This window comes from Devosia sp. FJ2-5-3 (assembly GCF_029201545.1).
Lineage (GTDB): Bacteria > Pseudomonadota > Alphaproteobacteria > Rhizobiales > Devosiaceae > Devosia.
Map to the genome: position 1 here is coordinate 2,110,080 of NZ_CP104007.1, position 24,425 is coordinate 2,134,504.

General features: G+C 61.0%; 20 protein-coding genes. 16 read left to right on the forward strand and 4 right to left on the reverse strand.

What is annotated here, in order from left to right:
• Positions 1-79 precede the first annotated feature (79 nt).
• Positions 80-370 carry a hypothetical protein gene (locus tag N0P34_RS10290; RefSeq protein ID WP_275603158.1) on the forward strand — a complete coding sequence of 97 codons (291 nt, stop codon included), beginning with the start codon at positions 80-82 and terminating at the stop codon, positions 368-370.
• A 63-nt stretch (positions 371-433) separates the two neighbouring features.
• On the opposite strand, the gene N0P34_RS10295 is transcribed toward N0P34_RS10290, so the two are convergent.
• Together N0P34_RS10295 and parE are read right to left on the reverse strand one after the other, a co-directional pair.
• Positions 434-604: a DUF2934 domain-containing protein gene (locus N0P34_RS10295; protein ID WP_275603159.1), complete on the reverse strand. Its 171-nt coding sequence runs from the start codon at positions 602-604 to the stop codon at positions 434-436.
• A gap of 93 nt (positions 605-697) precedes the next feature.
• A complete protein-coding gene (gene parE, locus N0P34_RS10300) occupies positions 698-2,710 on the reverse strand; it encodes a DNA topoisomerase IV subunit B (RefSeq protein WP_275603160.1) in 2,013 nt (670 codons plus the stop codon).
• 188 nt (positions 2,711-2,898) lie between these two features.
• On the opposite strand from parE, the gene N0P34_RS10305 reads away from it, so the two are divergent.
• The 15 genes from N0P34_RS10305 to N0P34_RS10375 all read left to right on the forward strand — a co-directional run bounded on the left by N0P34_RS10305 (position 2,899) and on the right by N0P34_RS10375 (position 21,407).
• Entirely contained in the window at positions 2,899-3,222 is a 324-nt protein-coding gene (locus tag N0P34_RS10305) for a hypothetical protein (RefSeq protein WP_275603161.1), read from the forward strand.
• Positions 3,223-3,774: 552 nt separating this feature from the next.
• Complete coding sequence (locus tag N0P34_RS10310) at positions 3,775-5,289, forward strand: ABC-F family ATP-binding cassette domain-containing protein (RefSeq protein WP_275603162.1); 1,515 nt, start codon at positions 3,775-3,777, stop codon at positions 5,287-5,289.
• A 393-nt stretch (positions 5,290-5,682) separates the two neighbouring features.
• Complete coding sequence (dnaE, locus tag N0P34_RS10315; protein ID WP_275603163.1) at positions 5,683-9,138, forward strand: DNA polymerase III subunit alpha; 3,456 nt, start codon at positions 5,683-5,685, stop codon at positions 9,136-9,138.
• A 288-nt stretch (positions 9,139-9,426) separates the two neighbouring features.
• Positions 9,427-10,185 (forward strand): 30S ribosomal protein S2, encoded by a 759-nt coding sequence (rpsB, locus tag N0P34_RS10320; RefSeq protein WP_275603164.1) that lies wholly within the window; start codon positions 9,427-9,429, stop codon positions 10,183-10,185.
• 84 nt (positions 10,186-10,269) lie between these two features.
• The gene (tsf, locus tag N0P34_RS10325) at positions 10,270-11,196 is read left to right on the forward strand and encodes a translation elongation factor Ts (RefSeq protein ID WP_275603165.1); all 927 of its coding nucleotides are present in this window, start codon (positions 10,270-10,272) and stop codon (positions 11,194-11,196) included.
• A gap of 190 nt (positions 11,197-11,386) precedes the next feature.
• The gene (gene pyrH / locus N0P34_RS10330; protein WP_275603166.1) at positions 11,387-12,106 is read left to right on the forward strand and encodes a UMP kinase; all 720 of its coding nucleotides are present in this window, start codon (positions 11,387-11,389) and stop codon (positions 12,104-12,106) included.
• 96 nt (positions 12,107-12,202) lie between these two features.
• Positions 12,203-12,757 (forward strand): ribosome recycling factor, encoded by a 555-nt coding sequence (gene frr, locus N0P34_RS10335; RefSeq protein ID WP_275603167.1) that lies wholly within the window; start codon positions 12,203-12,205, stop codon positions 12,755-12,757.
• 32 nt (positions 12,758-12,789) lie between these two features.
• Positions 12,790-13,551 (forward strand): isoprenyl transferase, encoded by a 762-nt coding sequence (locus N0P34_RS10340; protein WP_275603168.1) that lies wholly within the window; start codon positions 12,790-12,792, stop codon positions 13,549-13,551.
• Entirely contained in the window at positions 13,548-14,405 is an 858-nt protein-coding gene (locus N0P34_RS10345) for a phosphatidate cytidylyltransferase (protein ID WP_275603169.1), read from the forward strand. The genes N0P34_RS10340 and N0P34_RS10345 overlap by 4 nt, the downstream gene beginning before the upstream one ends.
• 37 nt (positions 14,406-14,442) lie before the next feature.
• Positions 14,443-15,579, forward strand: a complete 1,137-nt coding sequence (gene rseP / locus N0P34_RS10350) for an RIP metalloprotease RseP (protein WP_275603170.1) — start codon at positions 14,443-14,445, stop codon at positions 15,577-15,579.
• A 182-nt stretch (positions 15,580-15,761) separates the two neighbouring features.
• Positions 15,762-17,885, forward strand: coding sequence for an outer membrane protein assembly factor BamA (bamA, locus tag N0P34_RS10355; RefSeq protein ID WP_275603171.1), 2,124 nt, complete (start codon positions 15,762-15,764; stop codon positions 17,883-17,885).
• A 72-nt stretch (positions 17,886-17,957) separates the two neighbouring features.
• Positions 17,958-18,986: a UDP-3-O-(3-hydroxymyristoyl)glucosamine N-acyltransferase gene (lpxD, locus tag N0P34_RS10360; protein ID WP_275603172.1), complete on the forward strand. Its 1,029-nt coding sequence runs from the start codon at positions 17,958-17,960 to the stop codon at positions 18,984-18,986.
• Complete coding sequence (gene fabZ, locus N0P34_RS10365) at positions 18,983-19,462, forward strand: 3-hydroxyacyl-ACP dehydratase FabZ (RefSeq protein WP_275603173.1); 480 nt, start codon at positions 18,983-18,985, stop codon at positions 19,460-19,462. The genes lpxD and fabZ overlap by 4 nt, the downstream gene beginning before the upstream one ends.
• Positions 19,455-20,261, forward strand: a complete 807-nt coding sequence (gene lpxA / locus N0P34_RS10370; RefSeq protein ID WP_275603174.1) for an acyl-ACP--UDP-N-acetylglucosamine O-acyltransferase — start codon at positions 19,455-19,457, stop codon at positions 20,259-20,261. Before fabZ ends, lpxA begins: the two co-directional genes overlap by 8 nt.
• A 3-nt stretch (positions 20,262-20,264) precedes the next feature.
• Entirely contained in the window at positions 20,265-21,407 is a 1,143-nt protein-coding gene (locus N0P34_RS10375; RefSeq protein ID WP_275603175.1) for a lipid-A-disaccharide synthase, read from the forward strand.
• Between the two features lie 41 nt (positions 21,408-21,448).
• On the opposite strand, the gene gltA is transcribed toward N0P34_RS10375, so the two are convergent.
• Positions 21,449-22,738, reverse strand: a complete 1,290-nt coding sequence (gltA, locus tag N0P34_RS10380; RefSeq protein ID WP_275603176.1) for a citrate synthase — start codon at positions 22,736-22,738, stop codon at positions 21,449-21,451.
• 157 nt (positions 22,739-22,895) lie between these two features.
• The gene (gene gltX / locus N0P34_RS10385) at positions 22,896-24,314 is read right to left on the reverse strand and encodes a glutamate--tRNA ligase (RefSeq protein ID WP_275606957.1); all 1,419 of its coding nucleotides are present in this window, start codon (positions 24,312-24,314) and stop codon (positions 22,896-22,898) included.
• Between the last annotated feature and the right edge of the window lie 111 nt (positions 24,315-24,425).

A 24,425-nucleotide genomic window follows, 5' to 3' on the forward strand; every position in this document is an offset into this window, starting at 1 on the left:
TGTTTGCCGTTCCGTAACCGAATGATGACAGATTGAATGCGTGTTCCGCCAGGAGGCGGATGAGACAAGGCAGGATGTCGTGCGTTTCGCGGTTATTGAAGGCAGCAGGGAATGGACTGAGCCCCTCGAGCGGGCCGAAACCGGTCACAAGCTCGTCCAGGTCGAACAGGTTCACGCCGAGGCGCGACGGCGCCTCCGAGGGCTCAAGCTGGATGAGTGGCGCGTGCGCGAATTCGTGACCGGCACTCCCATGCCGGACAATATCCGTCATCAATCCCTGCAGATCGAATTTGCCGCCCAGGCGATCGCCCGGCTGTCGCCGATCCCCGAGGATTTTGCCGACGACGTCTATTGGCCGCGCGTCTGGTAGGACCGGTCTTCACCGAAAAAAATGCCCGGTGGCGCCGGGCAATCAAAAAGCGAAAGGCGGCTCTCAGGCCGCCTTTTTCGTTCGCACCGCACGCTTGCGCGCCGGTTTGATGGTCTGGGCCGCTTCGCTGGCCAGTTGGGTGATGGCCTTGAACCAATAGGCCTGGTCCTGTCCCTGGGGACGGCCATCCTGTTCCCAAAGTGCATAGGCCCGTTTCTGGATGTCGTCATTCATGGCGGAATTCCCGGTTTGCCAATACCGTTCCAGCCTTGCGCGGCAAGGTTAATGAAGCCCTAACAAGGCCGCCAACCGCTGCAAACGTGACCCTCAGATGTCGAGATCGGTCACGAAAGCCGCATTTTCCTGGATGAAGTCGAAGCGCGATTCCGGCTTGTTGCCCATCAGGCGGTCGACCGTCAGCTTGGTCGCGTCCCGGTCATCGAGGATTTTCACCTGCAGCAGCGTTCGCGACTTCGGAGACATGGTGGTCTCGCGCAGATGCACATATGGCATTTCGCCGAGGCCTTTGAAGCGGGTGATATCCACCTTGCTCTTGCCGCTGAATTCGGTCGCCATCAATTCGTTCTTGTGCTCGTCGTCGCGGGCATAGAGCGTTTTGCCGCCCTGGCTGATGCGATAGAGCGGCGGCAGGGCGAGGAACAAATGTCCGTTCTCGATCAGCCGCGGCATTTCCTGGAAAAAGAACGTCATCAGCAGCGAGGCAATATGGGCGCCGTCTACGTCGGCGTCGGTCATGATGATGATCTTGTCATAGCGCAGATCGTCTTCGATATAGCGGTCCCGCGTGCCACAGCCGAGCGCCTGGATCATGTCCGCGATGGCCTGGCTGGCATGCACCTTGTCGCGGCTTGCGCCGGCCACGTTGAGGATTTTTCCGCGCAGCGGCAGCACCGCCTGGTTGGCGCGGCTGCGCGCCTGCTTGGCCGATCCACCGGCCGAGTCGCCTTCGACGATGAACAGTTCTGCGCCCTGGGCGGCGTTCTGCGTGCAGTCGGCCAGCTTGCCGGGCAGGCGCAGCTTTCGTGTCGCGCTTGCGCGATCGATTTCCTTTTCCTTGCGGCGACGCAGGCGCTCCTCGGCCCGGTCGATCGCCCAGTCGAGCAGTTTGCCGGCCTGTTGCGGCGATGCGGCCAGCCAGTGGTCGAAGGCGTCGCGCAGCGCCGTGTCGACAATCCGGGTTGCCTCGCCCGAGGCCAGCTTGTCCTTGGTCTGGCCGACGAATTCGGGCTCGCGCACGAAGACCGACAGCATGGCCGAGCAACTGGCCAGCACGTCCTCGGCAGTCAGGTTTGCGGCGCCCTTGTTCTTCGTCAGTTCGGCATAGCCCTTGAGGCCGCGCAACAGCGCCATGCGCAGGCCCGCTTCGTGGGTGCCGCCGTCCGGCGTCGGGACGGTATTGCAATACGATTGCATTCCGCCATCGCCAAGTGTCCAGGCAATTGCCCACTCGACCGAGCCGTGGCTGCCCGGGCGCCCGACCTTGCCGGCAAAAATTTCGTCGGTAACCCGCGTTTCGCCCTCGATCCGGGCTGTCATGAAGTCCTTCAGCCCGTCCGGATAGTGGAACACGGCCTTGGCCGGCACCTCGTCCGTGGCCAGGCTCTCGTCGCAGCTCCAGCGCAACTCGACGCCGCCGAACAGATAGGCCTTCGCCCGTGTCATCCGGAAAATGCGACCGGCCGAAAAATGCGCCGTCGGTCCGAAAATCTCGGGGTCGGGGTGGAAGCGCGTGGTGGTGCCGCGCCGGTTCTGCACACGGCCGACATTTTCGACGTCCTGCACCACCTTGCCCCGCGAAAAGATGATGCGGTGCAATTGCTGGTCGCGCGCCACCTCGACGATCATGTCGTCGGAGAGCGCGTTCACAACCGAGACGCCGACGCCGTGCAGGCCGCCTGAGGTCTCATAGGCCTTGCTGTCGAACTTGCCGCCGGCATGAAGCACGGTATGCACGATTTCCAGGGTCGACCGGTTGGGGAATTTCGGGTGCTTTTCGACCGGGATGCCGCGGCCATTATCGGTAACGGTAATGTATCCGTCAGCGCCCACATGCACTTCAATCCGATTGGCGTGGCCAGCAATGGCCTCGTCCATGGAGTTGTCGATCACTTCGGCGAAGAGGTGATGGTAGGCGTTGGCGTCCGTGCCGCCGATATACATGCCGGGCCGGCGCCGAACGGGCTCCAGTCCCTCGAGGATCTCGATGTCCGCGGCGCTGTAGCTCTCCGGAGGCGGAACACTGGCCCGCGCTGCAGGCTTGGCCGGCGCCGGCTTGAGTTGAGGGGCACCACCGAAAAGATCATCATCAGGCTGCGACATGCAGGGTCCACGCTATGGAGGGGGCGAATCAGTCGTTAGGGAACCAGCACAATACCGAACTGCGCCGTTCCCGTCCTGTTCTGGCCTGTTTTCCCCTGAAAAGCCAGGGAGCGCTGAGAACGCTCGGGCGTTCAGCACAGGTTCAGGCGATTTTGCCGAAGCTTGGCCAGAGGGGCAGGGAGGTTGGTATGAAGACCATATTGGTTGGGTTTGCGGCTTTGGCAATAGGGGCCGCGCTGAGTGCGCCGGTCCAGGCCCAGGGTGGGTTCAATTTCGGTTTCCGGTTCGGCGACCAGATGACCGATTTTTATCCGCAGCGCGCCATCTGTCTCACAGACCGGCAAATACGCGAAGCGATCGCGCGGCGCGGCTACACCGATATAGCGCTCAATGTTCCCAATGACAGGCGCATCGAGGTGCGTGCCGTCCAGGATGGCTGGGTCTATCTCATCGATTTCGATTTCTGTGCCAATCGGGTGCGCGGCGTGAGGGCTTTGCGGCCGGCCGGATGATTGGGACAGTTTCGTCCCAAGATGTGCCGCCAAATTTACTCCTCGTTTGCTTCTTGAAAGCACTTTCTTAAGTGCGCGCTGCTAAACATGTGGTCATACGGTTTTTGTTTGGAGTTGCCGTATGCGTGCCGATTTCGGGTCCAGTTCTGCGTATCCAGTGACCCGAAAAGGCGCCGCTTTATCAGGCGTTTGGCCTCAAGCCGGGTTGTTCAGTATTGCGTACCGGCTGGCCACGCTCAGGGCGTCGCGTTTAGGCGTCCTCGCCGCTGTGTCGGCCATTTTCTACTTCGTCTGAACCCTTGCATCGGCTTTGCCGCTCATTTACCCTCCTTTCGTCCAGTCGAGTCCACAGGAGGGGTGCATGACCAAGTTCTACACCCATCGCCAGCGTGGTCCCGTTTGTGCCCTGTGGCTTTTGCTGCAGGGCTGACCAGCCGGTCCGGACGCTTTTGCTCCCACCCTTCTGGTTTGCCCTTCCGGTAGCCGACCTCTCTGGTCCGGCTATGCTTCTTAGGTTACGGCGCTGTGCGCCACACCCGGAAAGACATTCCAATGGCGACGATCAGCCTCCGCAATGCGGGCCTGCGCTCCAGCAATATCCTCTTCTCAAATCTCAGTTTCACGCTCGGTGATGGCGACAGGCTTGGCCTGGCGGCGCCCAATGGCCGAGGCAAGTCCACGCTTTTGCGCGCACTCATCGGCGAGGCCGAACTCAGTGAAGGCGATATCACGACCTCGCGCGGCCTGACCTTCGGTTCCGTGCCGCAGGATTTACCCCCGGACGCCGGCGATTTGCCTGCACGGGACTTTGTCGCCCTGGGATTGTCGCCTGCCGAGCGAGAGGCCGAGAGCTGGCGAGCCGATGTCGCGCTCGATGAGTTCGGTTTTCCACTTGAGCTTGCGACCCGCCCGATGAGCGCCCTCAGTGGCGGCTGGCAGCGACTGGCCCTCATTGCCCGGGGCTGGGTGGGCAATCCCGACGTCCTGCTGCTCGACGAGCCGACCAATCATCTCGATCTCGGCCGCATCCTTGCGCTGGAGAAATGGGTGGCACAACTTCCGCGCTCCACCATCCTCATCATCGCCAGCCATGACCGCCAGTTCCTCGATGCGGTAACCAATCGCACGCTCTTCGTCCGGCCAGATCACTCCGTCTTTCTGCCCTTGCCCTATAGCGCTGCCCGAAAGGCGCTCGAGGAAATGGATCAGGCGGCGGAGGTGCAGCGGGAGCGTGACCTTCGAGAGGCCACGCACCTGCGCAAGCAGGCGGCCAAGCTGACCAATATCGGCATAAACTCGGGCAGCGATCTGCTGACGGTCAAATCCAAGCAATTGCGCGAGCGCGCCGAGAAAATCGAAAATCAGGTCGTTTCGGTCCACAAGGAGCGGACGGGGAAGGTGATGCTGGGCAATAGCGGCGCCGAAGCCAAGGTGATGCTGGCGCTTGAAAACGTCCCTGTCACCGCGCCCGACGGCACTTTGCTCTTCACCATCGACAAGCTCCTTATGTTCCAGGGCGACCGGATCGTGCTGCTCGGCCGGAATGGGGCGGGCAAGTCGCAATTGATGCAGCTGGTGTCGCGTGCCCTGTCCGGCGAGGCAATTGCCGGCATTCGTGTCAGTCCTCAGCTCGTGGCCGGCTATCTCGACCAGGCGCTCACCTGGCTGCCATCCGCACAGACGCCGCTCGATTATCTGGTCAGTGCATTCGATGAAGGCGACCGGCGCTCGATCAGCCTGCTCGCGGGAGCCGGCTTCGAACCCGAACGTCAGGGCAAGCCGATCCGCACGCTTTCACTCGGTCAGCGGGCGCGCCTCGCGCTCCTTGCTCTCCGGCTCAAGCGTCCGAACTTTTATCTCCTCGACGAGCCGACCAATCATCTCGACATCCCCGGGCAGGAGCAGCTGGAGGCCGACATCGCCGAACACGGCGCGACCTGTCTCCTCGTCTCCCATGACCGCGCCTTCCTGCGCAGCATCGGCACCCGCTATTTCGAGATCGTCGGCAAGCGGCTGAAGGAAGTCGACGGCCCCGAGCATTTCCTTACGCAAATGTCCCAGGGCTGACGCCATCGTCCCGACGAGTCGGGCCCGCTACGCGGCGGGCCCCGAACAGCCGCGCGCGCATGAGCGAATTCTCACTTCAAGCCGACTCAACGTTAACCGTCTGCTAGCGGATACTAACGAAACGCTAACCAATAATCCGTCGTCCCCGCTGTTCCCGGTCTTCCATGCTGGACGAGAACAGAAATCGAACATATAAGAACATAATGGAAACAGGAGACGGAAATGCTCGATTTTCTCAAGGACTTCGCTGCCTTCGTAACCCTCGGGGCCTTCACCATCGGATTCCTGACCTGGATGGATATCCTGAGCAAACTGGTGTGATCGCTGTGGAATTCGGGCAGGGTGATTTGACCCTGATCCCCGGCTGGACCAAGGTCCGCCCAGGAGATCAATATGCACGGCCCCGGCTTTATCCACCTGCACGTCCACTCTGCCTTCTCGCTTCTTGAAGGCGCCATTCAGCTCGAAAACATCCTCAAACTTGCCGCCGCGGATGGACAGCCGGCGCTGGGGCTCGCGGACACAAGCAATCTGTTCGGTGCCCTCGAATTCTCTGAAAAGGCTACGAAAAAAGGCATTCAGCCGCTGATCGGCGTCGAACTGCCGATCGATTTCGCCGCCGCCGAGGAGCGGGTGAGCGAGCGCGGTCATGTGGCCTGGGCGGGTAAGTCGAGCGTCGTCCTGATGGCACAGTCTGAGGAGGGGTTTGCCAATCTCTCCCGCTTGGTCTCGCGCGCCTATATGGAGGGCGAGAACGGCTTTGCCCGCCTCAAGCTCGACTGGCTTTTCCCCGAAAGCCTGTCTGGTCTCATCTGTCTTTCGGGTGGACCCGAAGGGGCCATCGACATGCCCTTCGCCCAGGGGCAGGACGCCAACGCCCTGCGCCGGCTCGACCGACTGGCCGATCTCTTCGGTGACCGATTCTACATTGAATTACAGCGCCATGGCCGCCCGCAGGAGCTGGCTGTCGAGCCTCGCCTGATCGATTACGCCTATCGCAAGGGCGTGCCGCTGGTCGCGACAAACGAGCCGTTCTTCAAATCCGCCAAGGAATATGAAGCCCACGACGCCTTGCTGGCCATCGCCGGCGGCTCGGTGCTGGCGCAGACCGAACGCCGCAAGCTCAACGACCAATACTATTTCAAGACCCGCGCGGAGATGGTCGAGCTGTTCGCCGATCTCCCCGAAGCCCTTGACATGACTGTCGAAATTGCCCGGCGTGTCGCCTATCGTCCGCGCACCCGTGGCCCGATCCTGCCCAAGTTCGCCGCCGATCCGAATGCGAGCGAGGACGAGGTCGTCGCCGCGGAAGCGGCCGTCATGCGCAAGATGGCGGTTGACGGGCTGAACATGCGCATTGCGAGCACGGGCATTGCTCCCGGCAAGACCGAAGCCGAGTACCGCGACCGCTTGGACTTCGAGCTCAGCATCATCCAAAAGATGAAATTTCCGGGCTACTTCCTTATCGTTGCTGACTTTATTCAATGGTCGAAGGCGCAGGGCATCCCGGTCGGACCGGGTCGTGGGTCTGGCGCTGGGTCTCTCGTCGCCTACGCCTTGACCATCACCGACCTCGATCCGCTCCGCTACAATTTGCTGTTCGAACGCTTCCTCAATCCGGAACGCGTGTCGATGCCCGACTTCGATATCGACTTCTGCCAGGACCGCCGCGAGGAGGTCATCGACTACGTCCAGAAGAAGTACGGGGCCGAGCAGGTCGCGCAAATTATCACCTTCGGAACGCTGCAGGCCCGCGCCGTGCTGCGCGACGTCGGGCGCGTGCTGCAGATGCCCTATGGTCAGGTCGACCGCATCTGTAAGCTGGTGCCTGCCAACCCTGCCGACCCTTGGTCCGTCGAGCGTACGCTCAAGGAGGTGCCGCAGTTCAAGCAGATGGTCGACGACGACGAGACCGTTGCCCAACTCGTTGAAATCGCCCAGGCGCTTGAGGGTCTCTTCCGCCACGCTTCGACCCACGCCGCCGGTATCGTCATCGGTGACCGTCCGTTGCAGGAATTGTTGCCGCTCTATCGCGATCCGCGCTCGGAAATGCCGGTAACGCAGTACAATTTGAAGTGGGTTGAACCTGCCGGTCTCGTGAAGTTCGACTTCCTCGGCCTCAAGACGCTGACCACGATCCAGTATGCCGTCGCCATGGTGCGCAACCGCGGCGTCGAGATCGATATCGACACCATCCCCATCGATGATGCGGCCACTTATAATCTTTATGCCCGCGGCGACACTTACGGCATCTTCCAGTTTGAAAGTCCCGGCATGCGTCGGGCGCTGATGGATCTCAAGCCCGACCGCATCGAAGATCTGATCGCTATGAACGCGCTCTATCGGCCTGGTCCGATGGACAATATTCCGAGCTTCATTGACCGAAAACACGGGCGCGAGGATGTCGCTTACCCGCATCCGACGCTGTCGACCGTGCTCGACGAGACTTATGGCATCATCGTCTACCAGGAGCAGGTGATGCAGATCGCGCAGCTGCTCTCGGGCTACTCGCTCGGCGAAGCCGACATGCTGCGCCGCGCCATGGGTAAGAAGGATCGCGCCGAAATGGACCGCCAGCGCGTCCGTTTCCGCGACGGCTCGGCGAAAGAGGGCGTCAGCGAAAAGCTCGCCGACGAAATCTTCGACCTGCTGGCAAAATTCGCGAACTACGGCTTCAACAAGAGCCACGCGGCCGCCTACGCTTGGGTGTCGTATCAGACGGCCTATCTCAAGCAGCATTTCCCGCACGAATTCTACGCCGCGTCGATGACGCTCGACATGGCCCAGACCGACAAGCTGAGCGATTTCCGCCGCGAGGCCGGAAAGAAGAAGATCGAGGTCGTTCCGCCCTGCGTCAACAAATCCGAGGTCGTATTCTCGGTGAAGGAGGACCGCATCCACTATGGTCTTTCGGCGGTAAAGGGCGTGGGCCGCGCTGTGGCCGAGCACATCGTCGAAATGCGCGGCGACACTCCGTTCAAGGATCTCGGCGATTTCGCCCGTCGGGTGGATCCGCGGGCCCTCAACAAGAGGACGCTCGAAACGCTGGTCAACGCCGGTGCCTTTGATGGTTTGGTGGAGCGTCGCGAGATCGCCTTTGCCGCTGTCGAAACGATCATCGGCACGGCACAGGCCCTCGCCAGCGAGCGGAACGAGGGGCAGTGGAACATGTTCGCGTCAAGCGAGCCCGAGCCCTTCCGCCTGCCCACCGGAGTGCCTGCCTGGAACTCAACCGAACGCGCCGATCGCGAGCTGTCGGCCATTGGCTTTCACCTGTCGGCCCATCCGCTCGATGCCTATTCGGACCTGTTCGAGAGGCTCCGCGTCCAGCGCTGGAGCGACTTCGAACGTGCGGTAAAAGACGGGGCAGGGGCAGGGCGACTGGCGGGGACCATCTCCGGGCGAAATGATCGGCGCACGCGAAAAGGCACGCCGATGATGATTCTGAGCTTGTCGGATCAGAGCGGTACCTTCGAGTGCATCGCCTTCTCCGAACAGATCAACGATTTTGGTTCAATCCTTCAGCCTGGCAATTCAGTCATTCTTGAAGTTGGGGCCGAGGAGCGTGCCGAGGGCATTAGTCTTCGTCTTGTTTCGGCCAAGCCCATTGAGGGTCTCGCTGAGCGGATCGATCGTCAGCTCACCGTGTTCCTTGCCGACGAACGCGCACTCGGGCCGACCAGTGCCCAGCTCAAGCGCGGCGGCAATGGATCGGTCAATTTCGTGGTGATCCGCGACGGTGGGTCGCGCGAGTATGAAATTATGCTGCCCGGCAAATATGCCGTTACCGCAGAAGTGGCCGGCGGCATAAAGGCCCTCGAAGGCGTTACGGACGTCCGCTTCCACTAGCGGTCGTCTTTTCACGCGCGGGGTTAAGTCAGGTCGCTGCCGCAAATGGGTGCGGGGGGCGCCAGTCGTGAGGTAGTCGCGCGGCATATACGCCGCACCCTGCCTCAGGGGATTGTCGCGCCAAACGCTTGCGCACTGGACGATTGTCGCATATATCGCCCACGCGTTCGGCGTTTGACCGACGCAATCACACACACGGGGCCGGGCATCTCATTTTTGAGGGACCCATCCGGTGGCGGGCAACCGCCGCACTGCTCCGTGGCGGCATAACCGGTAAAGGATAGCCAAATGGCACTGCCAGAATTCTCCATGCGTCAGCTCCTCGAAGCTGGTGTTCACTTCGGCCACCAGAAGCACCGCTGGAACCCGAAGATGGAACGCTTCATCTTTGGCGTTCGCAACGACATCCACATTCTCGATCTGTCGCAGACCGTTCCCTCGCTGAGCCGCGCCCTGCAGCTCGTGTCGGACACCGTCGCTGACGGCGGCCGCGTGCTGTTCGTTGGTACCAAGCGCCAGGCCGCTCCGCTGGTCGCCGAGGCTGCCAAGCAGTCCGCCCAGTACTATGTGAACTCCCGTTGGCTGGGCGGCACGCTCACCAACTGGCAGACCATCTCGAACTCGATCTCTCGCCTGCGCGAGCTCGAATCGATGAGCGACGATGATCGCAACCTGCGCACCAAGAAGGAGCGCCTGATGATGAGCCGCGAGCAGGAGCGTCTTGAGCGCGACCTCGGCGGTATCAAGGACATGGGCAATGTGCCTTCGCTCCTGTTCGTCATCGACACCAACAAGGAAGCCAACGCGATCAAGGAAGCCCGTCGCCTTGGTATCCCGGTCATCGCGATCGTCGACACCAACAGCGATCCGGACATGATCGACTACGCCATCCCGGGCAATGACGACGCCAGCCGCGCACTCGAGCTCTATGTCTCGCTGATCTCGCGCGCTGCCATCGACGGCATCAGCCGTTCGTCCAGCGCTCTGGGCGCCGACATCGGTGCTTCGGCAGAAGCTCCGGCCGAAGACCTGCCGTCCGAAGGCTAAGCCGTCATCCAAGTCCGGTATTCCGGATTTGTCCTGAACAGAACTATGCGGCCCCGAAGGCGGGGCCGCTCATGAGGTGAACCCATGGAAATCACTGCTGCACTGGTTAAGCAGCTCCGCGATCTGACCGGCGTCGGAATGATGGACTGCAAGAAGGCCCTGGCCGAAACCAATGGCGACATGGAAGCTGCCGTCGATTGGCTGCGCACCCGTGGCCTGGCCAAGGCTGCCAAGAAGGCCGATCGCGTTGCTGCTGAAGGCCTGGTGGGCGTTGCTACGTCGGGCACCAAGGCTTCCGTCGTCGAAGTGAACTCTGAGACCGACTTCGTTGCCCGCAACGAGCAGTTCCAGAACATCGTCTCCTCGGTGGCCAAGCTCGCTCTCGATGCCGACGGCGATGTTGCCAAGCTCGGCGAAATGCCGTTCCCCGGCGCTGGCCACTCCGTGTCGGCTGAGCTGACCGAAGCGATCTCCAAGATCGGCGAGAACATGAACCTGCGCCGCACGCAGACCCTCGCGGTCAGCGATGGCGTGGTGGAAAGCTATGTTCACAACGCCGTCAAGACTGGTCTGGGCAAGATCGGTATCCTGGTCGCTCTCGAATCGACCGGTGACAAGGCTGCGCTGTCTGCCCTCGGCAAGCAGCTCGCCATGCACATCGCCGCTGCCCAGCCGCAGGCCATTTCGCCTGACGAACTGGACCAGGACGTTGTTGCCCGCGAGCGCGCCATCATCCTCGAGCAGGTCAAGGAATCGGGCAAGCCCGCCGAGATCGCCGAGAAGATGGTCGAAGGCCGCATGCGCAAGTACTTCGAAGAAGTGACCCTGCTCAGCCAGGTGTTCGTGATCGACGGCGAGACCAAGGTCTCCGACGCGATCAAGAACGCCGAGAAGGATGTCGGCGCGCCGATCAAGCTGACCCAGTTCGTGCGTTATGCGCTCGGCGAAGGCATCGAGAAGGCCGAGACGGACTTCGCCGCCGAAGTCGCGGCAACTGCCGGCGTCAAGTAAGACGCAAACGATCTTGTGAGCGGGCCGCAGGCCCGTTCACTGCTCTCCGACGTTCACTTCGGATTGAGCATATCCTGAACAGAAATCAAAACGCGTGGGCAACGCCTTCATTCGAAGGCGATTTTGCCATAGGGTCTACCCGGTCATGCCAGGACAGGGGCCTGCATGCAAATAATCATGAGGTCTTCCGATGGTATCGGCTTATAAGCGCATTCTGCTCAAGGTTTCGGGCGAGGCGCTGGCGGGAGACAATTCCTTCGGTATCGAGCCGCCCTTCCTGCAAGCCGTTGCCAAACAGATTGCCGATGTCGCGCGCTCCGGAACGCAAGTGGCCATCGTGGTCGGCGGCGGCAATATCTTCCGCGGCATGGCTGGCGCAGCGGATGGCACGGATCGTGTCACCGCGGACCTGATGGGCATGCTTGGCACAATGATCAACGCGCTGGCGCTCTCCAATGCGATTACGCGGCAGGGCGTGAAGTCCAAGCCCTTCAGTGCCGCGACCATGCCCTCGGTTGCCGATACATACACCGCGCGCGACGCAAAGCAGGCCCTTGAAGAGGGGTTCGTCGTCGTCCTGGGTGGTGGTACAGGAAATCCGTTTTTCACCACCGACACGGCTGCCACATTGCGCGCGATAGAGCTTGAATGCGATGTAGTGCTAAAGGGTACCAAGGTTGATGGTGTGTACTCCGAGGACCCGATAAAGAACCCGAATGCGCAGCGCTACGCTCAAATTAGCTATGACGATGTGATCAGCCAAAATCTCAAGGTCATGGATACGGCCGCATTCGCGCTTGCCCGCGACAGCCGCATGCCGATAATCGTATACGCACTGGATGACGCGGCTGGACTTTCAGGGCTCCTGGAGGGAGATGGACGGTTTACCCGCGTGGGGGATCCGCTCTAGGCCCGCACTATCGCGGTGCCCACTGCGGCGCCAATTTGAAAAAGGACATGCTGCGCCCTAGACTGGCGCTGCAAACGGACCAGAAGGATAGAGGCCATGGCCTACGATCTCAGCGATCTCAAGAATCGAATGCAAAAATCGATCTCGTCGCTCAAGGATGAATTGTCCGGCCTCAGGACGGGTCGTGCCAGCGCCAGCCTGCTCGAGCCTGTCACCGTCGATGCCTATGGTTCGCGCATGCCGCTCAATCAGGTCGCAACCGTGACCGTCCCCGAGCCGCGCATGCTCTCCGTGCAGGTGTGGGATCGCGGCATGGCCAACGCCGTGGAGAAGGCGATCCGCGACAGTGGGTTGGGTCTCAATCCAATGGGTGAGGGGCAGGTCATTCGCGTGCCGCTCCCGGAGCTCAACGAGCAGCGCCGCAAGGAACTGGCCAAGGTCGCCCACACCTATGCAGAGGCAGCCCGCGTTGCCGTGCGTCATATTCGCCGCGATGGCATGGATGCTCTTAAAAAGTCCGAAAAGGATGGCGACATGAGCCAGGACGATGCCAAGAAGCAGTCCGAACTCGTGCAGAAAGCCACAGATGCAGCTGTTACCGAAATCGACAGCATCGTTGCCGCCAAGGAACAGGAAATCATGCAGGTCTAAGACCTGTAATTCCTGCGCCAGGAGGGGCGTCGATGGGTAGCGATCCTGCCGTCAAATTCAGCCTGGGCTCCGGCCCAGGCTTGCGCATTCCGGCTCACCTGGGTGTGATCATGGACGGCAATGGCCGCTGGGCTCAGGCTCGCGGAAAGCGCCGGACTGAGGGTCACGTTGAAGGGGTGAAGGCGCTCCGCAATCTGGTTGAGCTGTGCATCACCTATCGCGTCGGGTATCTGACGGTATTCAGTTTCTCGTCGGAAAACTGGGCCCGCCCGCCCGAAGAAGTGTCTTTCATTTTCAACCTGTTGCGCCGGTTTGTGGCGTCTGACCTTCAGCGGCTTATCCGCAACAATGTCAGGGTTCGCATCGTCGGCTCGCGAAACGGGCTTGATGCCTCTCTCATTCGTCTTATCGACGATGTGGAGGCGCAGACGGCACACAATACCGGCCTCGTGCTGGTGGTCGCCTTCAATTATGGGGGCAAGACCGAGATCGTCGATGCCATCAAGACATTGGCGCGCCGCGTTGCTGATGGCGAGCTTAGTCCGGAGCACATCAATGCCGACATGGTAGAGAGTGCGCTTTACACCGCCGGCATTCCTGATCCGGACCTCATCATCCGCACCAGCGGGGAGCAGCGCCTCTCCAATTTCCTTTTGTGGCAGGCGGCCTACTCAGAATTCGTTTTCATTCCCGAAAACTGGCCTGATTTCGACGAGGCCTGTTTCCTTCGCGTGCTTGAAGAATACTCTCTTCGAGACAGGCGGTTTGGCGGAATTGGAGCTGCAGCGCATTGAGCGACCAGGGCAAGGCACCTTCCGAAGCGTCGACCAAGCGCCGTAACTGGGCCGATATCGGACCCCGGCTCGCTTCCGCGGCAGTGCTCATAGCCTTGACCGCAACGGCGCTCTACCTCGGCAGCTATTTTTTCTCGGGCATTGTCGGCGCTGTCTATGCCGGGGCTTACAGGGAATGGGAGGGCATGGTCTCCCGTGCGCCCCTCACGCCCGCAGGCATGGTGCTGATCGGGCTGATCGCGCTTTCAGGGCTCGTTTATCCGCTCGTCGGCTTTCTTGGCTCCGTGGTGCTGGTCTGCATCGCCTGTGCGATCGCATTGGGCATGGGCCGAGAGCAATTCGTCTGGCGCGCCGGAGGCCTAATCCTGTTCGGTGTACTGATTGCCGGGGCCGTGAGTATGCGTGGGGATACGATGGCGGGGGTCCTGGCCGGCGTCTATCTCGGCACCGTCGTATGGATGACCGACTCCGCGGCGTTTTTCACCGGCCGGCAGATCGGCGGAGAGAAGCTGGCTCCGGGGATTTCACCTTCCAAGACATGGTCCGGCGCGCTTGGCGGGCTCGCCTTGGGAACGGGAGCAGGGCTCCTGGTGTGGACCTTGCTAACGGATTCGCCGTGGTGGATCGGCTTGCTGCTGTCCATCGCGATCAGCATTCTGGGTCAATTGGGTGATCTGTCGGAAAGCGCGGTGAAGCGTCACTTCCGGATCAAGGACAGTGGTGACCTCATCCCTGGCCATGGAGGCTTGATGGATCGCCTCGACAGTCTCACATTCGGTATCATCTTAATTTTCGTCGTCGGCACGCTGCATGGCGGGTTCGGTTCGGTCGCCGAAGGGCTATTGTACTGGTGACGTCCTCCGCGGGCTTTCCGCGAAAACTGGAACTGCAATGTTCGATTTCGTGATGTGGCTTCTGTCCTATGTTGTGCCGTTTCTGGCGGTCCTCACCGTCATCGTCTTCGTGCATGAAATGGGGCACTACCTGGTCGCACGATGGAATGGCGTCGCCATTCACACCTTTTCCATCGGGTTCGGTCGCGAGATTTTCGGCTGGAACGACAAGCAAGGAACACGCTGGCGGATTTCGGCCATTCCGCTCGGCGGCTATGTGCGTTTTGTCGGAGACATGAACCCTGCGAGCGTGCCTGACACGGAATCGCCGATGCTGCAGGATCCTGCGCTGGCGCCACATCTGTTCGTCAACAAGTCCGTCTGGCAGCGCATTTCGATCGTGATTGCAGGGCCTGTCGCCAACATCATCCTGACGTTCCTGATCCTCTATGCCCTGTTGCTCGGCTATGGGCGCTACACCGTTCCCGCCGTCATCGGTGAGGTTCTCCCGCAATCGGTTGCGGAGGCCGCCGGCTTTCTTCCCGGGGACGAGATCATTGCCGTAGATGGCTATGTCGTTCGTGGGTTCGAGGATTTCCAGCGCTATGTCGCCACCAGTCCCGCACGACCGGTGCTTATCGAATTGGAGCGTGACGGGGCCGTCGAAAGCTTCACGATCACGCCCGAGGCCGTCGAGGTCGAGGATCGCTTCGGCAATTCACAGCGCGTTGGGCGCATCGGGGTGAGCCGGAACATCGCCGAGACCGATTTGACGCTCTATCGCCCCGGGCCGGTGGAAGCGGTCGGCATGACGATAGAGGAAATCCGTTTCATCGTGCAGCGAACCGGCCAGTTCCTCGGCGATTTCTTTGTCGGTCGGGGGGACGTCGAGCAGCTGAGCGGTCCTGTAAAGGTAGCCAAGGTCTCGGGCGAAGTGGCGACGCTCGGCATCATTGCGCTCATCAACCTTATGGCCCTGCTGTCGCTCAATATTGGGATATTCAACCTTTTGCCTATTCCGATGCTCGACGGCGGCCATCTCATGTATTATCTCATCGAGGCCGTCCGCGGACGCCCCCTCAGCATGCGAGTGCAGGAGATGGGTTTTCGCTTCGGATTCGCTCTGGTGCTTTGTCTGATGGTGTTCACTCTGTTCAATGACACAGTCTTCCACCATTTCGGGATTCTGCGCTAACCCTTGGTTAACCTTGGTTGGCAAGGTGTTGCACGAATGCCAGCGCGCCAATGAATTGCTAACCTCGTCACGGCTTCCGGCTTGTCCGTGGTTAAAAAAACAGTAAAACAGGTCAATGGAGTTAGCTTGGGGGAGCGTGCGTATGTCGATTCTCCGGGCCGGTCGCAGAAGGCAATAACAATATGATTAACCCCACCAAGCTTATGCGTGGCGCGGTTTCCGCGATCGCAATCATGGGGGCAAGCCCTATGATTGGTGCCGGACTTCCGGTGCTGGGCGTTGTCGCCGCGCAGGCTCAGGAACAGTTGGTTGGTTCCGTCCTCTTCGAGGGCAACCGGCGTTTCTCCGACTCTCAGCTCCTGGCAATGGTGGATGTGTCTGCATCCGGTATTTACACCCAGCAGCGACTGGCCTCCGATATCGAAAGCATCCGTCAGGCTTACGATCGCGATGGGTTCCTTGGCGTCGGCGTGACGGCTCGCACTGAGCCGACCAACGATGGTCGCGTCCGCGTGCTGTTCCAGATCAACGAGGGTGAGCGCGCGGGTATCGCTGCGATCAACTTCACTGGCAACAACGCTATCGGCGGCGGAAATCTCAAGGGCGCCATGCTCACCAAGGAGACCGGCCTTCTGAGCTGGCTCCTGCGTGATGACACCTATGACGAGCAGAAGCTGGCCGTCGATCGCGAGCGCATTCGCCTGTACTACGCAAATCGTGGTTATCCCGATGCGCAGGTCAATTCGGTTGCCGAATACGACGCGGCCAAGAATGCCTACTTCATCAATTTCACGATCAACGAAGGCCAGCGCTATCAGTTCGGCAATGTCGGTATCGAGACCAGCATCAATGGTCTGAACACTGACGCGCTGCGCGGCACCGTGCGCACCGGCAAGGGTGGGCAGTACTCGATTACCGACTTGCAGAAGTCGATCGAGGAGATGGCATACGAAGCGACCGCGCAGGGTTATTCCTTCGCAGACGTTCGTGCACGTCTCGATCGTGATATCGCGACCAATACCTTCAATATCACCTATCTGGTGGATGAGGGCGCGCGCATCTATGTCGAGCGCATCAACATCACCGGCAATACCAAGACACGCGACTTCGTTATCCGTCGCGAGCTGGAGTTTGGTGAAGGCGACCCCTTCAATCGCTCCATGGTCATTCGCGGCCGCAACAATATCGAATCTCTTGGTTTCTTCTCGAACGTTGAAGTTTCCACCGGTCCTGGCTCCGCGCCGGACAAGGTGGTGCTGAACGTCAATGTGACGGAGACCTCGACTGGTGAGTACGGCGCGACCGCCGGTTACTCGACCACGGACGGCATTCTCGGCGAAATCTCGCTGACCGAACGCAACTTCCTCGGTCGTGGTCAGTACCTTCGTGCGGCCGTTGGCGCCACGCAGGCCGGTCGGACCTTCGACTTCTCGTTCACCGAGCCGCGGTTCATGGGCCTCAAGGTTGCCGCCGGCGTCGATGCTTATCACCGCATCTACGACGAGACGACCACGACGTTCTATGGTTCGCAGATCACCGGCGGCCAGCTGCGCTTCGGCGTGCCGGTTACCAGTGCTCTCACGGCCTCGCTGTTTGGCGGTTACGAGCGTCGGGTGATTTCGGACGAGAAGGATAATCCGCAGTTCCAGTCGTCGCTGGTCACTCACAACCAGGAATTCAACAAGGCCTTCGTTGGGTATTCGTTGACCTGGAATGGGCTCGACGACACCAAGAAGCCCACCGAGGGGCTCTACGCCACCTTCACCCAGCAATATATCGGCTGGGATCATAATCTGCTGAAGTCTGAGGCTCGCGGCCGCTACTTCATCCCGGTCATGCAGGACACAGGCATTGTTGCCAGCGTTCGTGGCCAGGCTGGCGTCATCAACAGCCTCGACAATAGCGGCGTGCACTCGGTCGAGGCCTTCATGCCGGGTCCGAACCTGATCCGTGGCTTCCAGGGACGTGGCATCGGTCCGCGCCTGACGAGCGGCGAGTATCTTGGCGCCACCATGTATGCTGGCGTATCTGCCGAGATCGAGTTCCCGATCCCGGCTCTGCCCGAAAGCTACGGTTTGAGCGGTGCTGTGTGGGCTGACGCGGCCTGGATCGACGGTCTGCCCAATATCGGTGCCGTCCCGGTCGATGCTGCCAGCCAGGATTCGCCGTGGCGTACTTCGATCGGCGCTTCGCTGATCTGGGATTCGCCGTTTGGTCCGCTGCGTGGCGATTTCGCCCACGTGCTGAACAAGTCGACTGCCGACCGTACCCAGGTCTTCCAGGTCACACTTTCGACCCTTCTGTAGTCGAGACGTTCTGGAAGAATTCATTGAGCCGCGGGGCGGTAGCGCCGCGGCTCTTTCTTTTGAAGTGACGTCATGGTTGACACGCGTTTTCATCGATTTGCAGGCTCCATTACGATCGGGGCATTGCTGGCCGAACTTGGTCGCCAGGATCTCGTCGCAAATCTGGCCGACCCGGATCGGGTCGTAACCGGCGTGAATGAACTGGATCTTGCCGGGCCGGGGGATTTGGTCCTCGCGGCGCACCCGAGCTATGCGGCAGATTTGCGCCGCAGTCAGGCCGGGCTGGCCCTGATCAGCCCTGGCCTCGTTGACGATGTGCCGGCAGGCACGCTGGCTATTGTCACTGCCAAGACTCACAATCTTTTTGCCGACATTCTCGAGCGCCTTTATCCCTCGAGTACGCGCGCAGTGATTCTGGGGCACCGGGACGATTTGGGCGCGCCAGTGTTCGAGCGTGACGTGACGATCGGCTCCAATGTCGTCGTCGGCGCTGGTGTCGAGATCGGGCGTGGTACTGTCATCGGGGCCAATAGTGTAATCGGGCCTGGCGTCACGATTGGTCGAAACTGCACCATTGCCAGCAATTGCACGATCGATTGCGCTCATATCGGCAACGACGTTGTGCTTCATTCGGGCGTCCGGGTTGGTACGGAAGGCTTTGGCTGGCTGGACCATGGGTCCGGGAACAAGAAGATCCCGCAATTGGGCCGGGTTATCGTCCAGGATCGCGTCGAGATCGGCGCGAACAGCACGATCGACCGCGGAGCGCTGGGGGACACGGTCATTGGTGATGGCACCAAGATCGATAATCTTGTGCAGATCGGCCACAATTGCCGGATTGGGCGGAATTGCCTTATCGCTGCCATGAGCGGGCTGTCAGGCTCCACCATAGTCGAGGATGGCGTCCTCATGGGCGGCGGGGTCGGCACATCGGGACATTTGCGGATCGGCGCTGGCTCGGTTGTCCACGGCAGGGCTGCCGTGACCAAGGACTGGCCGGCAGGCTCGAAGCTTGCCGGAGCGCCGGCGCAAGATATAAGAGACTTCTGGCGGGAAATGGCCGCCATGAGGAAATTGTCTAAAGGGGACAAGCGGGTATGACCGACACCGTAAACGAGGCCACCGAATTGGATGCGATGAGCATCACGGACATCCTCAGCACGCTGCCGCACCGATATCCGATGCTCATGATTGACCGGATTATCGAGATCGACGGCGACGATTCGGCGATCGGCATCAAGAACGTCACGGTCAACGAGCCTGCTTTCCAGGGCCATTTTCCGGGTACGCCTATCTTCCCCGGCGTCCTCATCATCGAAGGCATGGCGCAGGTCTGCGGAGCCATCGCGATCCGTCACGATTCGCGTGACGACAAGAAGAGCATCGTGATGCTGCTCGGCGTGGACAAGGCGCGGTTCCGGCGTCCGGCCGGCCCTGGCGATACACTTGAATATCATGTTTCCAAGATCCAGCGTCGTCGCAATGTCGGTCGCTATCGGGCGGAAGCCAAGGTCAACGGCGTCATCGTTGCGGAGGCAGAGATCACCGCAATGATTTCTGAGGCCGGCGTTGACTGACGCTCAGATTCACCCGACGGCCATCGTCGAGAGCGGTGCACGCCTGGGGGCAGGCGTGCGCATCGGCCCGTTCAGCATGGTTGGGGCCAATGTAACCCTCGGCGACAATGTGGAGCTGGTGTCACATGCTGTGGTCACCGGCCGGACCACGATCGGTGCCGGGACGCGGATATTTCCCTTCGCGTCCATCGGCCACCAGCCGCAGGATCTGAAATATCACGGCGAGGAATCGCGGATTGAAATCGGCGAGCGCTGCACCATCCGGGAGTCCGTGACGATCAATCCGGGCACCGAAGGCGGCGGCATGCTGACAAAGATCGGCAATGACTGCCTGCTGATGGCGTGTTCGCATGTGGCGCATGATTGCCAGGTCGGCAACAACGTCATCCTCGCCAATTACGTCGGCATCGCCGGCCATTCGATCATCGGCGACTATGTCGGTTTCGGCGGCATGTGCGCCGTGCGTCAGTTCGTGCGCATTGGTTCATACGCCTTCATTGGCGCGCACAGCATGATCGACGCCGACGTCATTCCCTATGGATTGGCAGTCGGCAACCGGGCCCATCTCCGGCTTAACCTCGTCGGTCTCAAGCGTCGCGGCTTTGGGCCGGAGGCGATCAACTCCCTTCGGGCCGCCTATCGCGAGATTTTCCTCGGCGACGGGACTTTGCGTGCACGCGTCGAGCAGGCCGCACTCACCCATAAGGGTGAACCGCTGGTCGAGAACGTCGTCAGTTTCATCGAGGCGTCCAAGGGACGCCAGTTGTGCCTGCCGCTCAACGCCCAGGACGACAGTTAGGACGTGACCGGGCAGGCCGAAAAGCCGCTCCGCCTGTTCATCCTGGCTGGCGAGCCATCCGGCGACCGGATTGCCGCAGATCTTGTGTCGCGATTGCAGGCGCGCGTTCCGCTTCAGTTTGCCGGGGTAGGGGGCGATGCGCTCGCTGCCCTGGGCCTGAAGTCATTTTTCGACATGAATGAGCTCTCGGTCATGGGGTGGGCAGATGTCCTGCCACGTCTACCGAAGCTGTTGTGGCGGGCACGGCAGGTGGCACGGGCCATCATCGCGGCAAAACCGGATGTTGCGGTCCTCGTGGACTCTCAGGTTTTCAATGCCATCGTGGCCAAGCAGGTCCACAAGCGCGCGTCTGAAATTCCGGTCGTGCTCTGCGTCGCGCCGGCTGTCTGGGCCTGGAAACCTGAACGGGCCAAGGCGCTCTCACCGAAATTCCGTGAAATCCTCGCCGTTCTGCCGTTTGAGCCAGCTTTCATGCGAGGCGCCGGCGGGCCGGAAACAAGCTATATTGGGCATCCCGCGACGGACGCTTTTACCCAGCGCGCTGAAGTGCCTGATACCGGCCCGTTGATGCTGTTGCCGGGGAGCCGTGAAGGGGAATTGCGCCGCCACCTGCCGCTGATGCGCGACGTGGCGACAGCGCTTGTCGGTCATCCGCGCGTTACCGGTTTCGTCCTCCCCACACCGCGCCGTCTCAAGGGCCGGGTTGAGCGAGAGACCAGCACCTGGCCGGTGCCGGTTGAGGTCATCACCGGCGACGAGCGAAGGGGAGAGGCACTGGCGGCCTCGATTGGTGCAGTCGCTGTTACCGGAACGGTGACGCTGGAGCTCGCGCTGGCCGGCGTTCCGATGGTCACAACTTATGTCGCCGACAAGGGGCAGGCCAAGCGCTGGGTACGATACAAGGTGAAATACGCCTCGCTGCCCAATGCCATACTCGACAGGGACCTCGTCTCCGAAGTGCTGCAGCTGGAGCCCGATCCTGCAGCACTGGTGGCCGAGGTGAAGAGCCTCCTCGATGCGCCCGATGTCGTGGCGGCGCAGCTCGCTGGTTTTTCGCGGATCCGCGACCTCATGGAAAACGGCGCGGAGGGGGAACCGCGCGTCGACCCTGCCGAGCGCATCCTGCGCTACTATCCGAACAAATAAAAAGGCCCCGCTCGAAAGCGGGGCCAATTCTTTCGACCGGATCAGCGGCTGCTGATCGGGCTATAGTCGCGTTCGCCTGCGCCGTTGTAGAGCTGGCGCGGGCGGCCGATTTTCTTTTGCGGATCGCCGATCATTTCCTTCCACTGGCTGATCCAGCCAACGGTACGGGCAACGGCGAAGAGCACCGTGAACATGGACGTCGGGAAGCCGATGGCATCCAGGATCACGCCGGAATAGAAATCGACGTTCGGATAGAGCTTGCGGTCGATGAAGTAGGGGTCTTCCAGCGCAATGCGCTCTAGTTCCTGGGCAACCTGCAGGGTCGGGTTGTTCTCGACGCCGAGGATGGCCAGAACTTCCTTGGCCGTCTTCTGCATGACCGTCGCGCGCGGGTCGAAATTCTTGTAGACGCGGTGACCGAAGCCCATCAGGCGGAACGGGTCGTTCTTGTCCTTGGCGCGTGCGATGAACTCGGGGATCCGGTCAACGGTGCCGATTTCGCGCAGCATATTGAGGCAGGCTTCGTTGGCGCCGCCATGGGCGGGGCCCCAGAGGCAGGCCACGCCGGCCGCGATACAGGCGAAGGGGTTGGCATCGGACGAGCCCGACAAGCGCACGGTCGAGGTCGACGCGTTCTGCTCATGGTCGGCGTGCAGGGTGAAGATAAGATCCATGGCGCGGGCGATCTTGGGATCCACCTTGTACTCTTCAGCCGGGACCGAGAAGCACATGTGCAGGAAGTTCGCCGCATAGCCGAGATCGTTGCGCGGATAAACGAATGGTTGGCCAACCGAATATTTGTAGGCCATTGCCGCAAGCGTCGGGATCTTGGCGATCATGCGGATGGAAGCGATCTCGCGCTGCTGCGGATCGTTGATGTCCGTCGAGTCATGGTAGAAGGCAGCCATGGCGCCGACGACGCCGGTCATGATGGCCATCGGATGCGCGTCGCGACGGAAGCCGCGATAGAAATAGTGCATCTGCTCATGCACCATGGTGTGGCGCGTCACTAGCTCTTCGAATTCGGCAAACTGGGTCTTGCTCGGGAGCTCACCGTAAAGGAGCAAATAGCAGACTTCGAGATAGTTGGATTTGTCGGCCAATTGTTCGATGGGATAACCGCGGTAGAGCAGTTCGCCCTTGTCGCCGTCGATATAGGTGATGGCGCTGTCGCAGGCCGCGGTAGAGGTGAAGCCCGGGTCGTAGGTGAACATGCCCGTCTTGGCGTAGAGCGACCGGATATCGACGACATCCGGCCCCACCGATCCACTCAGTATCGGGAATTCGTAGCTTTCATCTCCGATGACGAGTTTGGCGACTTTTTCGGTCATTGAGCTCTCCTCGCTATGCCGCGGCCCCGGAAAAACAGTTTTAGGATGGGGCAGGGCAGGCACCTGATACGGTGCCAATTGCTGGCGCAGAGGTATCAGCTTTCCCCCTGTGCAGGCAACCGATAGGTAGGCTCGCCTTGCCCCCTGCCGTGCCCGGTTATGCGGTGATCTGGTCGTTCAGACGGGCCATGGATTCGTCGCGGCCGATCAGCACCATAACTTCGAATATACCCGGCGAAACAGTACGGCCCGTAAGGGCTGCACGCAGGGGCTGGGCCAGTTTACCCAACTTCAAACCCTTCTCCTCAGCCAGCCTGCGCATGGCTGCGTCGATAGCGGGTACTGACCATTCGTTAAGCCCCCCTAACGTTTCGGCAATACTCGAAAGCACGCCACGCGCGTCGGGCGTGAGCAGGGCCGCAGCCGCAGCGTCCGGTGCGATTGGGCGGGTCGCATAGATGAACTGGGCGAGATCGATGAGCTCCAGGACCGTCTTTGCGCGCGGCTGCAATTCCGGTATGGCGGCCAGCACCGTCTCCTTGTTCGCATCGAGGCCGGCGAAGTCGGTATCGCGACCGACTTCCTGGGCAGTCGCCAGCATGATGTCATAGAGGTCGGCAGGCTGAGACTCGCGAATATAGTGGCCGTTGATGTTCTCGAGCTTGACGAAGTCAAAGCGGGCGGCGCCCTTGTTGAGCGCCTCCAGCGAGAACCATCCCACCATTTGCTCGGTCGAGAAGATTTCGTCGTCACCATGGCTCCAGCCGAGGCGGGCCAGATAGTTGCGCAGCGCCGCGGGCAGGTAGCCCATCTGGCGATAGGCCTCGACGCCCAGCGCACCATGACGCTTGGAGAGCTTTGCGCCATCCGGTCCATGGATCAGCGGGATGTGCGACATCTCCGGAACGGTCCAGCCCATGGCGTTGTAGATGATGATCTGACGGGCGGCATTGGTCAGGTGATCGTCGCCGCGGATGATGTGGGTGACGCCCATGTCATGGTCGTCGACCACCACGGCATGCATATAGGTCGGGGTGCCGTCGGACCGCAGGATGATGAAGTCATCGAGGTTCTCGGTCTTGAACACGACTTCGCCCTGCACGTGGTCGTGCACGACGATCTCACCGCTCAGCGGAGCCTTGATGCGGACCACCGGCTTGACGCCCTCGGGGGCCTCGGACGGGTCACGATCGCGCCAGAAACCGTTGTAGCGCGGCGGCTTGCCGGCGGCGCGCGCATCTTCGCGCATCTTGTCGAGTTCTTCGGGCGAGCAATAACAATAATAGGCATGCCCCATCTTCACCAGCTCGTGGGCGACCTCCGCATGGCGTGGCGCACGCTCGAACTGGCTGATCGGCTCGCCCTCCCAGTCTAGACCGAGCCACTTCAACCCGTCGATAAGCGCCACCACGGCAGCTTCTGTCGAGCGTTCGCGGTCGGTGTCCTCGATGCGCAACAGCATCTTGCCGCCCTGGTTCCGAGCGAAAGCCCAATTGAACAGCGCCGTGCGGGCGCCGCCAATGTGCAGATACCCGGTGGGGGAAGGGGCGAAGCGAGTGACAACCTGGGACATGATAACCGGAAGGATTTGATCAATTTGAGGCCGTGTGTAGCATAGGCGGGCTTGAGCGCAAGGGCGGGGGTGCGCGGCGTGTCTGGGCAGGGGACGGCAGGACAACACCGGAGC